General features: G+C 72.5%; 15 protein-coding genes. 8 read left to right on the top strand and 7 right to left on the bottom strand.

All coding sequences use genetic code 11. The features are described from left to right. The first annotated feature begins 28 nt into the window (after positions 1 to 28). Positions 29 to 379 carry a hypothetical protein gene (locus ACBR40_RS08080; RefSeq protein ID WP_371248128.1) on the top strand — a complete coding sequence of 117 codons (351 nt, stop codon included), beginning with the start codon at positions 29 to 31 and terminating at the stop codon, positions 377 to 379. 80 nt (positions 380 to 459) lie between these two features. Here the strand turns inward: ACBR40_RS08080 and ACBR40_RS08075 are convergent, their stop codons facing one another. Continuing rightward, positions 460 to 1,167 carry an SDR family NAD(P)-dependent oxidoreductase gene (locus ACBR40_RS08075; RefSeq protein WP_371248127.1) on the bottom strand — a complete coding sequence of 236 codons (708 nt, stop codon included), beginning with the start codon at positions 1,165 to 1,167 and terminating at the stop codon, positions 460 to 462. Positions 1,168 to 1,270: 103 nt separating this feature from the next. On the opposite strand from ACBR40_RS08075, the gene ACBR40_RS08070 reads away from it, so the two are divergent. Beyond that, positions 1,271 to 2,104 (top strand): helix-turn-helix transcriptional regulator, encoded by an 834-nt coding sequence (locus tag ACBR40_RS08070; RefSeq protein WP_371248126.1) that lies wholly within the window; start codon positions 1,271 to 1,273, stop codon positions 2,102 to 2,104. 31 nt (positions 2,105 to 2,135) lie between these two features. Here ACBR40_RS08070 and ACBR40_RS08065 read toward each other — a convergent pair whose 3' ends face one another. Next, positions 2,136 to 2,747 carry a TetR/AcrR family transcriptional regulator gene (locus tag ACBR40_RS08065; protein WP_371248125.1) on the bottom strand — a complete coding sequence of 204 codons (612 nt, stop codon included), beginning with the start codon at positions 2,745 to 2,747 and terminating at the stop codon, positions 2,136 to 2,138. A gap of 107 nt (positions 2,748 to 2,854) precedes the next feature. Here ACBR40_RS08065 and ACBR40_RS08060 point away from each other — a divergent pair, with 107 nt between their 5' ends. Beyond that, entirely contained in the window at positions 2,855 to 3,595 is a 741-nt protein-coding gene (locus ACBR40_RS08060; protein WP_371248124.1) for an SDR family NAD(P)-dependent oxidoreductase, read from the top strand. A 93-nt stretch (positions 3,596 to 3,688) separates the two neighbouring features. After that, complete coding sequence (locus tag ACBR40_RS08055) at positions 3,689 to 4,438, top strand: SDR family oxidoreductase (RefSeq protein WP_371248123.1); 750 nt, start codon at positions 3,689 to 3,691, stop codon at positions 4,436 to 4,438. 144 nt (positions 4,439 to 4,582) lie between these two features. On the opposite strand, the gene ACBR40_RS08050 is transcribed toward ACBR40_RS08055, so the two are convergent. Continuing rightward, on the bottom strand, positions 4,583 to 5,341 hold the full coding sequence (locus ACBR40_RS08050) for an ABC transporter permease (RefSeq protein WP_371248122.1): 759 nt from the start codon (positions 5,339 to 5,341) through the stop codon (positions 4,583 to 4,585). Further along, positions 5,338 to 6,300: an ATP-binding cassette domain-containing protein gene (locus tag ACBR40_RS08045; RefSeq protein WP_371248121.1), complete on the bottom strand. Its 963-nt coding sequence runs from the start codon at positions 6,298 to 6,300 to the stop codon at positions 5,338 to 5,340. The genes ACBR40_RS08050 and ACBR40_RS08045 overlap by 4 nt, the downstream gene beginning before the upstream one ends. Before the next feature lie 162 nt (positions 6,301 to 6,462). Here ACBR40_RS08045 and ACBR40_RS08040 point away from each other — a divergent pair, with 162 nt between their 5' ends. Next, positions 6,463 to 7,131, top strand: a complete 669-nt coding sequence (locus ACBR40_RS08040; protein WP_371248120.1) for a helix-turn-helix domain-containing protein — start codon at positions 6,463 to 6,465, stop codon at positions 7,129 to 7,131. 31 nt (positions 7,132 to 7,162) lie between these two features. Here ACBR40_RS08040 and ACBR40_RS08035 read toward each other — a convergent pair whose 3' ends face one another. Then, positions 7,163 to 8,191, bottom strand: a complete 1,029-nt coding sequence (locus ACBR40_RS08035; RefSeq protein ID WP_371248119.1) for a sigma-70 family RNA polymerase sigma factor — start codon at positions 8,189 to 8,191, stop codon at positions 7,163 to 7,165. A 75-nt stretch (positions 8,192 to 8,266) separates the two neighbouring features. Here ACBR40_RS08035 and ACBR40_RS08030 point away from each other — a divergent pair, with 75 nt between their 5' ends. The 3 genes from ACBR40_RS08030 (at position 8,267) to ACBR40_RS08020 (ending at position 10,493) form a co-directional block, all read left to right on the top strand. Further along, positions 8,267 to 8,608 (top strand): VOC family protein, encoded by a 342-nt coding sequence (locus tag ACBR40_RS08030; RefSeq protein ID WP_371248118.1) that lies wholly within the window; start codon positions 8,267 to 8,269, stop codon positions 8,606 to 8,608. Between the two features lie 74 nt (positions 8,609 to 8,682). After that, entirely contained in the window at positions 8,683 to 9,222 is a 540-nt protein-coding gene (locus tag ACBR40_RS08025) for an ArsR/SmtB family transcription factor (protein WP_371248117.1), read from the top strand. After that, positions 9,219 to 10,493 (top strand): MFS transporter, encoded by a 1,275-nt coding sequence (locus ACBR40_RS08020; protein WP_371248116.1) that lies wholly within the window; start codon positions 9,219 to 9,221, stop codon positions 10,491 to 10,493. The genes ACBR40_RS08025 and ACBR40_RS08020 overlap by 4 nt, the downstream gene beginning before the upstream one ends. Here the strand turns inward: ACBR40_RS08020 and ACBR40_RS08015 are convergent. Together ACBR40_RS08015 and ACBR40_RS08010 are read right to left on the bottom strand one after the other, a co-directional pair. Then, positions 10,448 to 11,059, bottom strand: a complete 612-nt coding sequence (locus tag ACBR40_RS08015) for a carboxymuconolactone decarboxylase family protein (protein ID WP_371248115.1) — start codon at positions 11,057 to 11,059, stop codon at positions 10,448 to 10,450. The two genes, ACBR40_RS08020 and ACBR40_RS08015, sit on opposite strands and share 46 nt — an antisense overlap. Continuing rightward, positions 11,056 to 11,658 carry a TetR/AcrR family transcriptional regulator gene (locus ACBR40_RS08010; protein ID WP_371248114.1) on the bottom strand — a complete coding sequence of 201 codons (603 nt, stop codon included), beginning with the start codon at positions 11,656 to 11,658 and terminating at the stop codon, positions 11,056 to 11,058. Before ACBR40_RS08010 ends, ACBR40_RS08015 begins: the two co-directional genes overlap by 4 nt. Positions 11,659 to 11,684 lie beyond the last annotated feature (26 nt).

The raw sequence follows: 11,684 nt of genomic DNA, 5'->3' as shown, positions 1-11,684 counted from the left end.
CGGAAGCCATCCAGAGGAAGGAAGCAACATGCGTGCTCACATCCGTCTCACCCTCGGTCTCGCTCTCGGCCTCGCCGCCCTCGCCGCGCCGGCCACGCTGGCGGTCACGGCGTCGGCGACCCAGGCGGCGCAGGCCCAGTCCGCGAGGTCCGGCGTCGACTTCCGCGTGCCCGGGGTCCGGATCTTCTCCCGGCCGGACGGGGGAGCGACCCGGGTCGGCCTCGGCTATCCGGGCCAGGGCTGGGACATCCAGGGCACCGGGTACGGCACGGCCTACACCTGCGACAACGGCGTGACCACTACCAGCTGGGAGCACGGCCGCAACATCCGCACCGGCGTGGTCGGCTGGGTCCCGAGCTGCAACACGGTGATCGTCTAGCGTCCGCCCCTGGAGGCCCTCGGGGACGCGCCGCGGCGCGCTCCGGGGGCCTTCCCGGTTCCTGTCCCGGGCCTCCGCTGTCACCAGGGGAGGGGGCCTTCGGCGTCGAAGTAGCCTCCGGTGGGGCCGTCGGGGCCGACCTGGGCCATCCGGACGATGATCTCGGCGCCCTCCTCGACGGTCTGGGTGCCGGTGTGGCCGTTCAGGTCGGTCGCGGTGTAGCCGGGCTCGACCGCGTTGATCCGCATGTCCGGAAACGCCTTGGCGTACTGCACGGTGATCATGTTGACCGCGGCCTTGGACGCCGGGTAGGCGACGCCGGGGTAGGCGTGAGCGGGTGTGCCCGGGGCGGTCATGCGGGTCAGCGAGGCCAGCCCGCTGCTGACATTGACCACGACCGGGGCCGCGGAGCGCCGCAGCAGCGGCAGGAACGCGTGGGTGACGCGCACCAGGCCGAAGACGTTGGTCTCGAACAGCTGCCGCATCAGGTCGGCGGTCGTCTCCGCGGCGCCCGCGACCAGGTTTCCTTCGCGGCGGCCTTCGATGCCGGCGTTGTTGACCAGCACGTCCAGGCCGCCGTCGGCCTCGATGGTCTTCGCCGCGGCCGCGACGGAGGCGTCATCGGTGACGTCGAGAAGAACCATCCGCGCGCCCAGCCTCGCGGCGGCCCGGCGCCCGCGCTCGGCGTCCCGGCTGCCGACGTAGACGGTGTGGCCTGCCGCGACGAGCCTGCGAGCGGTCTCGAAGCCCAGCCCCTTGTTCGCCCCGGTGATCAGTGTTGTCGTCATGTCCCCAGGGTCCGGCCGGGTGGGTCGGGCAGCCAGCCGTCTCGTCTTCCTGGGACTGGCGGTACCAGGAAGGCCCGCCGGCCGGCGGTGCACAATGGTGGGCATGGCGGAGTTCGGGCGGGCGGTGCGGCGCTGGCGCGATCGCGTCTCGCCCGAGGTCGTCGGGCTGCCGGTCGGTGGGCACCGGCGCGCGGCCGGACTGCGCCGTGAGGAGCTGGCCCTGCTGGCCGGGATCTCCGTCGACTACCTCACGCGCCTGGAACAGGGCCGCGCCGCCAACCCGTCCGCGCAGGTCGTCGATGCCCTGGCCAGGGCGTTGCGGCTGTCGCCTGCCGAACGCGCCCATCTGTTCGGCCTGGCCGGGCTGGCGCCGCCCGGCCCGCGGACGGTCCCGGCGTACATCACGCCGAGCGTTCAGCGGCTGCTGGACCGGATGAGCGGGACACCCGTCGCCGTCTACGACGCGTCCTGGACCTTGCTGATGGCGAACCCTCCGTACGCGGCGTTGATGGGCGACCCGTCCGGATGGCGCGGCGACCAGCGCAACGCCGTGTGGCGGCAGTTCCTCGGCCCGTCCACCCGGGTCAGGCACACGCCGGAGTCCCGGCGCGTCCTGGAGAGTGCCCTGGTCGCCGACCTGCGCGCGGCCGCCGCCCGCTACCCGGCCGACCAGCGGCTCCGGCGCCTGGTCGCGGAGCTGCGGGCAGGCAGCGACCGGTTCGCCGAACTGTGGGATTCCGGCGCCGTCGGCCACCATGAGGCCGCGCGCAAGACCATCGATCACCCGCACGCAGGGGCCCTGACCCTGGACTGCGACGTGCTCACCGTGTCCGGCAGCGACCTGCGCATCATGATCTACACGGCGGAGCCCGGCACCGTGGACGCCGAACGCCTCGCCCTGCTCACCGTGCTCGGCACCCAGACACTCACCGGGTAGCCGGGCCGGGCCGCCGCCGGCACGTCATCCCTCAGACGCTCTCGGCGGCGCGGAGGGCGTCGATCAGGGCGTCGACGGCGGCGAGTGCGGCAGAGGTGTCGAGCCCGGCGCGGGCGACCAGCGAAAGGCCCTGGACGGTGAACAGCAGGAGCTGCGCCTGGGCCTCGGGGGTGGCGGCCCGGGTGACCTCGCCGTCGGCCTGCGCGCGCCGCAGGGCGTCGGCGACGATCGTGGTGAAGCGGGCGTGCGAGCGGGCCACGATCTCGCGGGCCTCGGCGTCGTGCGGGACCAGTTCGGCGGTGGTGTTGCCGATCATGCAGCCTTGCGGAACGCCGGCGTCGGAGGCGTACTCCCGCGCCCGGGCCGGGTTGGCGAGCACCTCGCGCAGCGCCGGCAGCACCGGCCCGTCCTCCAGCGCCGCGACCAACTGACGCTCGTAGGTGTCCCAGTACAGCCGGACCGCCGCCAGGTAGAACTGCCGCTTGTCGCCGAAGGCTCCGTACAGGCTGCCCCGCTCCAGCTCCAGCGCGTCGACCAGGTCCTGGACGGAGGTCTCTCCGTAGCCCCGGGACCAGAACAGCAGGAGCGCGCGCTCCAGGGCCTGGTCCTTGTCGAACGCGCGGGGTCGTCCTGTCCGTGCCATGTCCCCAGGGTACGACTTTTTGACCGCTTGCACGAAATGCCCTACGGTGACGACGAGCGACTTTTTGAACGCTTGCATGAAAGTCGGCGTACGAGAGGCAGGACCACATGGACTTCACCGGAAAGACGGCACTGATCACCGGGTCGGGCGCCATCGGCGGGCTCGGGCACGCGACCGCGAGGATCCTCGCCGCCGCCGGAGCCGACGTGATCATCACCGGCACGGACCCGGAGCGCGCCGCCCTGGTCGTGGACGACGTGCGGGGGAGCGCGGGCGGCTCCGTGCGCTTCATTCCCGCCGACCTGGCCGACCCGCAGGCCGTGCGGAGACTGGCCGAGGACGCCGGGGCGGTGGACGTGCTCGTCAACAACGCGGGCGTCGTCCCGTTCGGCGCGACCCCCGAGCAGGACCCGGCCGCCTACGACGCCGCCTTCGCGGTCAACGTGCGCGCGCCGTTCATCCTGGTCGCCGAGCTCGCACCGAAGATGGCCGCCGGCGGGGGCGGCAGCATCGTGAACGTCAGCTCCACGGCGGCCGGCCTGGGCATGCCGCTGATGGCGGTCTACGGCGCCACCAAGGCGGCGCTCGAGTCCCTGACCCGCACCTGGGCGGCCGAGTTCGCCGCCTCGAACGTGCGCGTCAACGCCGTGTCGCCCGGCCCGATGACCACCTCCAAGGTGGTGGCGGCCATGGGACCGGATCTCGGCGGCATGGGACTGACCACCGCGCTGAAGCGCACCGCCGACCCGGCCGAGGTCGCCCGCGTCATCGCCTTCGTCGCCAGTGACCAGGCCAGCTACGTCACCGGCGCCGTCGTGGCCGCCGACGGCGGCCGTACCGCCATCTGAGCCCGGACGCGCCGGCCGCCGGCTCGACGCCGTCGGCCGGAGCCCCGTCCGTTGGAACCACGCGCCTCGGCGCGAGTGAGGAGAACAAGGTCAATGGGTCGTCTTGCGGGAAAGCACGCACTGATCACCGGCGGGACCAGCGGCATCGGCTTTGAGACCGCCCGCCAGTTCCTCGCCGAAGGAGCGGCCGTCGCGATCACCGGCCGCTCGCGGGAGCGGCTGGCTGAGGCCGCCCGGCAGTTGGGCGGCCCGCTGCTGACCGTCCTCAGCGACGCCGGCGACGTGCCCGGTCAGGCGGCGCTGGCGGCGCGGCTGCGGGAGGAGTGGCCGCAGGTCGACATCGTGATGAGCAACGCCGCCGACGTCACCCATCTCCCGATCGAGGAATGGACCGAGGAGGCGTTCGACAGGCTCGTCGCCACCGACCTCAAGGGACCGTTCTTCCTGATCAAGGCGTTGCTGCCGCTCCTGTCCCGGCGGGCCTCGGTCATTCTCGTCGGCTCGGTCTCGGCCTTCGTCGGGCACGAGAACGCGGCGGTCTACGGTGCCGCCAAGGCGGGCCTGCTGTCCTTGTCCCGCGGGCTGACCTATGAGCTGAAGGACCGGGGCATCCGGGTCAACGGGCTGAGCCCGGGGCCGACCGTCACGGACACCTTCAAGTCGCTCGGCCCCGAGCGGCAGGCCGCCGTCTACGACGAACTCCGGCGGACCGTGCCCCTCCATCGCCTGGGAACCGCCACTGAACTGGCGAAGGCGGCCGTCTATCTCGCCTCGGACGAGTCCGCCTACACCGCGGGGACCGTGCTGCGCGTCGATGGCGGGATCGGGGAGCTCGCGTACTGAACGCCCCGCGCTACTCCCCGGCCGGGAGGACCGCCCGCGGTGCGACCAGCCGTCGCGGGCCAGGTCGTCCTGCAGCCCCGAACGTCATCCGCGGCGAACCCGACCCGCAGTTCCATGGCACTACTGTTCCGTATCCCGTCGACCTCACCGGTTGTAGAGCCTGCGGGCCCACAGATATCCGCCCAGCGCGATGGCCGCGCTCCACAGTGCCGCCGCCGCGAAGCTGGATCCCGCGGGCTGCCCGGCCAGGAGCGCGCGCAGGGCTTCGATGACCGGTGTGAACGGCTGGTGTTCGGCGAACCAGCGCAGCGGGCCCGGCATCGACTCCGGCGGGACCACGCCGCTGCCCAGGAACGGCAGCAGCATCAGCGGCATCGGGAGGTTGCTGGCCGTGGCCACGTTCTTGGTGACCATGCCCAGCGCGGCTGACAGCCAGGTGATGGCGAAGGTGAACATCGCCAGCAAGGCGATGACCCCGAGCCAGTCCAGCGTGGAGGCGGCGGGGCGGAAGCCGATCAGCAGGGCCGCCAGCGTCACCGCCGTGATCGCGATGAAGTTCTGGACCAGCGCGCCGAGCACGTGCCCGGTGAGGACGGAGACGCGGGCGATGGCCATGGTCTTGAACCTGGCGACGATGCCCTCGGTCATGTCCAGGGCCACCGAGATCGCCGTCCCCTGCGCGGCGCTCGCGATCGTCATGATCATGATGCCGGGGGTGATGTACGCGGCGTAGGCGGCGCGGTCGCCGCCGATCCCGGCGCCCATGATGCCGCCGAGAACGTAGACGAACAGCAGCAGGAGCACGACCGGGACCCCCGCGTAGGTGAGGATCAGCGTGGGGTAACGCCACATGTGCCTGATCTGACGGCGCAGCATCGTCGCCGAGTCGGTGATCGCTCTCATCGGGAGGACTCCTCGGTCAGGGCGAGGAAGACGTCGTCCAGGTCGGGCGTGTGCACCGACAACTCGGCGACGTCGATGGCCTGCGCGTCCAGCCACTCCAGGAGTTTCCGCAGCGCCCGGACGCCGGTGTCCGGGATCTGCACCGTGAGGGTCTCGTCGTCGCGCGAGGTGGCTCCCACGTGGGAGGCCGCCCTGAGGTAACCGTCGGCATCGGCGAAGCGTATGACCAGATGCCCTCCGGGGACCAGCCGCTTGAGCTCGCCCGGCGTGCCCTCGGCCACCAGGCGGCCCTGGCTGAGCAGCGCGACGCGGTCGGCGAGTTCGTCGGCCTCCTCCAGGTATTGGGTGGTCAGGAAGATGGTCACGCCGTCCTGCTGGACGAGCTCCCTGACGATCTGCCACATGGTGCGGCGGCTGCGCGGGTCCAGGCCCGTGGTCGGTTCGTCGAGGAAGATGAGTCTGGGCCGGCCGACCATGGTCATGGCGAGGTCGAGGCGGCGGCGCATGCCGCCCGAGTAGGTGGCCGCGGGCCTGCGCGCGGCGCCGGTGAGGTCGAAGCGCTCCAGCAGGTCGCCGACGCGCCTGCGGCCCTCGGCGCGGCCGAGGTGGAGCAGGTCGGCCATGAGCCGCAGGTTCTCCTCGCCGGTGAGGAAGCCGTCGACCGCGGAGAACTGGCCGGTGACGCCGATCGCGGCGCGCACCTTGTCGGGTTCCTCGGCCAGGTCGTGCCCGGCCACCCGGATCACGCCCGCGTCGGCCTTGATGAGGGTGGACAGGATCTGCACGGTGGTGGTCTTGCCCGCGCCGTTGGGGCCGAGCAGCGAGAAGACGGTGCCCTGGGGGATGGTGAGGTCGATGCCGTCCAGGACGCGGTGGTCGCCGTAGGACTTACGCAGCCCCGTCACCGAGACGCCGAGGGGCGGAGGGACCGGCTGGTCGCGACAGTACGTGTTCGTCACGAATTGAAAGCTACGTTGCTTTCAGAAATTCCGTCAATCCATCACTCCACATAAACGCAGGTCAGACAGGGTAAATTGCTGCGTTGACGCTGGAGCTGAATGCAACGAAACATTGCATTGTGTGGTGCCGAACGCAATAGTGACGTCATGCCAGAAGGAAGGTTGACCCTGCAGGACCGCCGGCGGATCGCGGCCGGTCTCGCCGACGGCCGCTCCTACGCCGAGATCGCCAGGCGGCTGGACCGGCCGACCTCGACGATCAGCCGGGAGATCGGCCGCAACGGCGGCCCCGCCGGCTACCGCCCCGAGCGGGCGCACCAGGCGGCGGCGCGGCGGGCGCGGCGCGGCGCCCCCGCACGTTCGCCCGAGGCCGAGCCCCGGGACCGCAAGGTCGTCGAGGTGGAAGAGGGAGCCGTCGAGCTGGCGGTCGGGATGGGCCTGCCGAAGATGGTGGCGCGCGTGCTCATCGGCCTGTGGCTGAGCGAGGACGGCAGGCTCACCGCGGCCGAGCTGTCACGCGGGCTGAAGGTCAGTCCCGCCTCGATCTCCATGGCGGTGGGCTACCTGACCCAGCAGGGGCTGATCAGGCGCGAACGTGATCCACAGCGGCGCCGCGACGTCTACGTGGTCGACAACGACGCCTGGTACCACTCGACGGTGATCGGCGCGCGGCAGACGCTCGCGGCGGCGGAGCTCACGAAGGCGGCGGGGCAGACGCTCGGGCTCGACACCCCCGTGGGACGCCGCCTGGCCAGGGGCGGTGCGTTCCTGGAGCGGATCAGCCTGGACGCTCTGGCATCGGCCGAACGCTGGCGCGACCTCTTGCCGTGATGTCCCCGGCCGGCGCCTTCGGTTCTCGCGGTCAGGACAGCGAGGCGGGCAGGGCGAAGGACGGGAAGTGGTCGCGACCGAGGAACGAGACGATGCGGCAGATGCGCGCGTCGCGGAACGCGAGCACGGTGATCGACCAGGCGGCGTGCGGTCCGGAGACGTCGTCGCCGCCGATGTAGAACGCCACGGCGGGCTGGCCGTTGGCGCTGGTCGGGAGGGTACGCCAGCCCGGGCAGCCGGCCATGGGGACCCGCATGGCGAAGTCGGTGACGGCCGCCAGCCCCTCGTACCAGGTCGGCAGAGGCGGCATGGACCAGGTGACGTCCTCGGTCAGCAGGGGGACGAGGGCGTCGATGTCGCCGCGTTCCAGCGCCGCCGCGAACGCGGCGACGAGGGTCCGGACCTTGGCGTCGCCGATCTTCCGCAGTGCCTGCTGCTGGCTCGGGGAGGGGATCTTCTCCGCCACGAGCCTGCGGGCCCGTGCCAGGGCCGAGTTCACCGATGTGGTCGAGGTGTCCATCATGGTGGCGATCTCGGCGGCGGAGAACCCGAGAACCTCGAACAGCAGCAGCGCGGCCCGCTGGTTGCCCGGCAGGTGCTGCAGAGCGGCGACGAAGGCGAGTTCGACGGACTCCCGCTGCTCGTACCGCGCCTCAGGGACGGCCCGGCCGTCGGCGAGTCCCTGGTCGGGGTAGGGGCCCAGCCAGGCGACGTCGGTCAGCGGGGCGGCGTCCGGCACGGCTCGTTCGCTGGAGGAGCCGAGGTCGGCGGGCAGCGCCCGCCTGGCGCGGCCGTCAGCCAGGTCCAGGCAGGTGCGGGTGGCCACGGTGTAGAGCCACGAACGCAACGAGCTGCGGCCCTCGAACCGCGCGAGCCCGCGCCACGCACGCAGCAGGGCGTCCTGCAGGGCGTCGTCGGCGTCGTGACTTGAGCCCAGCATGCGGTAGCAGTGGGCGTGCAACTCCTGGCGCAGCGGTCCCACGAGCCGGGCGAAGGCGGCGTCGTCCCCCGCGCGGGCCCGGTCCAGGTCAGCCTGGAGCCCAGAAGAAATTTCCCCCATGAGCGACGATTGTGCCCTAAAGCAGCGGTCCTACCAGGTGATGGGCCACACGGGCCCTCGTTGAGGAGGACTGCCATGACGTCGATCGGATGGTTCGACATCTCCACCCCTGACGCTCCGCGAGCGCGGCGTTTCTACCAGGAGCTGTTCGGCTGGACGGTGAACGCCATCGACGAGACCTACGCGCTCGTGGGCGGTGACGGCGACCGCCCGGCGGGCGGCATCGGCCAGGCCGGGCCGGGCAGCCCGTACACCGGGGTCGTGGTCTACATCGCGGTCGACGACGTCGAGGCCGCGCTGGAGCGTGCGGAGAGCCTCGGCGGCAGCCGCGTCATGGAACCGGCGCCGACGCCCATGGGGCGGATCGCGGTGTTCGCCGATCTCGACGGCAACCGGGTCGGTCTGGTGAGCCACTGATCGTCTCGGCCGGGGCCACGCCAATGGGCCCCGGCCCCTTGCGCAATGGTCAAGAATCCTTGACCATTGTCCGCGTGCCTACCGATGATCTCCCCGAGACGTTTCACGTCACCACCGACGAGCAGCTGCGCGCCGTCTCCAACCTCACGCGCCACCGGATCATGGCCATGCTCCGCTTCGAACCGGCGACGATCACGCAGATCGCCCAGCGGATGGGCCTGGCGAAGGGGAGTTCGAGCTATCACGTACGGCTGCTCGAACGGGCCGGCCTGGTGAAGGTGGTGCGGACCCGGAAGGTGAGAGGCGTCACCGAGCGGTACTACGCGATGGCCGCGCGCTCGATCGAGCTGCCGGATCCGGGGCCGGGGCAGCCGGACGTGCTGCTGCGGAACGCGGTGGCGGACCTCGAGGCGTCGCCGGCGGACGGTGAGCGACACGTGAAGATGACCCATCTGCGACTCACCGAGGAGCAGTTCGCGGAGCTGGGGGCGCGCCTGGAGGCGCTGGCGGACGAGTACCGGGCGCTGTCCGATCCGTCGCTTCCGGACGTGTCGCTGGTCTTCGCGCTGTTCCGGCCGGCCTCGCGCCGGCAGGCCGGGGAGGACGCCGAATGACGACGAAGCTGCCGGCCGGCTTCGGGCGGCTGTGGACCGCGCAGACGGTGTCCTCGCTCGGTGACGGCGTGACGCATGCCGCGCTGCCGCTGCTGGCGGTGACGCTGACCCGGGATCCGATGGCGCTGGCCGTCGTCACGGCCGCGGGGACGCTGCCCTGGCTGCTGTTCGGAGTGCTCGGCGGTGCGCTGGTGGACCGCTGGGACCGCCGCCGCACGATGTGGGTCACGGACGCCGCGCGTGCGGTGCTGCTCGCCGTGCCCGCCGCGGCGGCGGCCCTCGACGTGCTGAGCATCCCGCTGCTGGCGGCCTCCGCGTTCCTGCTGGCCCTCGGCGGGCTGTTCTTCGACACGGCCGCCACGGCGTACCTGCCGGATCTGCTCCGCCGCGACCCCGCGCTCCTGCAGCGCGCCAACGCCCGCCTGCGCGGCGCCCAGACCGCGGCGTCCGGCTTCGCCGGGCCGCCCGCGGGCAGCGCGCTGCTCGCCCTCGGACGTTCGGTGCCGCTGCTCGCCGACGCGGTGTCGTTCGCGCTGTCCGCGCTGCTCGTCCGGTCGCTGCCCGCCGTGCCGCGCCCGGCCGCGGGCGCCCGCGACTCGCTGCTGCGGCAGGCGCGGGCCGGAGCCGCCTACGTCTTCAAGGACCGGCTGCTGCTCGGGCTCGCGCTCCGCCCGGCGGTCGGGAACGTCGCCTTCCTCGCCGTGGAGACCATTCTGGCCCTGTTCGCGCACGAACGTCTCGGCGTCGGCGCCCTCGGCTTCGGTCTGCTCCTCACCGCCGAGGCCGCCGGGGGCCTGCTCGGCGCGGGCATCGCCGCCTTCCTCGGCCGGCGTCTCGGCACCGGCACCGCGCTGACCTGCACCGCCACGATCGAGGGCCTCGCCATCCTGGGGCTCGCCTCCGCCCCGGACGCGTACGTGGCCGGGCTCGCGCTCGCCGTCTGCGGGGCGGGCATGGGCGCCACGATGGTGCTCGGCCCCTCCCTCCGGCAGGCCGTCGTCCCGGCCCACCTGATGGGCCGGGTCGCCTCCACCTCCCGCATGCTCGCCATGTGCGCGGCCCCCTTCGGCGCCTTCCTCGGCGGCTGGCTGGCCACCACCTACGACCTGCGCACCCCGCTCTACGCCGCCGCCGGCCTCCTGCTGGCCATGACCGCCGTCACCGCGACCATGACCAGCAACCGCCGCGTCGAGGCCGCCCTGCGCGCCGCGCGCCCGCCGGCCGGTCAGGACCCCGCCGGAGAGCTCGCTGTGCAGACCGCGTCCGGGTGACGGTCATCGGTCGCCTGCTCCCGGGTCCACGCCTGGTCGGCCCAGGCCGGGTCGAGCGGAGTGGAGGCGATGTGGTTGGTGTAGTTCGACAGGGTCTTCATGCCCACCCCGAGCACGATGTCCAGCACGTGGCGGCGCGTGTGCCCCGCGGCCAGGAACGCCTCGATCTCGGCCTCGGCCACCCATCCGCGCTGCGTCACCACCGCCTGGGTGAGGCGGCGTACCGCCTCCAGCGCCTCGTCGGCCAGCGGCCGGCCGGCGCGCAGGGCCTCGACCACCTCGGCCGGCACCCGGGCGCGCAGCGCGAGCGTGGAGTGCGCGGCCACGCAGTACTCGCAGCCGTTGGCCACGCTGGCCGTGATGAGCACCACCTGCTTGGCCGCCGCCGGCAGCGACGACCTGCCGAACTGCTCGGCCAGCGCGTTGTAGCCGGCCAACAGCTCCGGCGACTCCGCCATCACCCCGTTCAGCGTGGTCACGAAGCCCATCCGCTTCTTGGCCGCCGCCAGCATGGGGCGCGCCGCCTCGGGGGCGTCGCTCTCGTCGTACGTACGGAACTCGCTCATCGCTTCTCCTCGGGAGTGGTGAAACCATCGAGTACGGCGCGCACGCCCGCCAGCAGCACGGCCGCTTCGGCGCCGGCCCGTGAGCGCAGGTTGACCGCGTAGGCCTGCAGGGTGAGCGCTTCGGCGGCCCCCTCCAGGTCCAGGCCGGGCCGGAGCTGGCCGGCGGCGCGGGCCGCCTCCAGCGCGGCGCGCATCGCCGCCCGCAGCGTGTCGTGGTGGCGGTCCAGGATGTTCCGGATCTCCGGCAGGCCGCCGCTCGCCGTCGCGTGCGTGTTGGTGACCAGGCAGCCCCAGCGGGCGTGCTCGCCCGAACAGCGCGCCGCCACCAGCCGCTCGAAGAACGCGGCGATGGCCGGAACGCCGCGCTCGTCGGCGGCCAGGGCGTCGAACACCGGCCGCGACTGCCGCTCCAGGTAGCGGCCCAGCGCGGCGGCCTGCAGCTGTGCTTTGCCGCCGAAGGTTGCGTACAGGCTGGAGCGGCTGAGCCCCGTCGCCTGGACGACGTCGGCGATGCCGGTGGTGTCGGCCCCGCGCTGCCAGAACAGGGCTACCACCTGGTCCAACGTCAGCTCGGGGTCGAAGTGTTTGACGTCGGGCATCCGCCGCCTCCTATCTTGGAATAGTC

This window comes from Nonomuraea sp. AD125B (genome assembly GCF_041402765.1).
Classification (GTDB): Bacteria; Actinomycetota; Actinomycetes; order Streptosporangiales; family Streptosporangiaceae; genus Nonomuraea; species Nonomuraea bangladeshensis.
The sequence above is the reverse complement of the archived record's forward strand: the minus strand, read 5'-3'. Positions and strand labels throughout refer to the sequence as shown.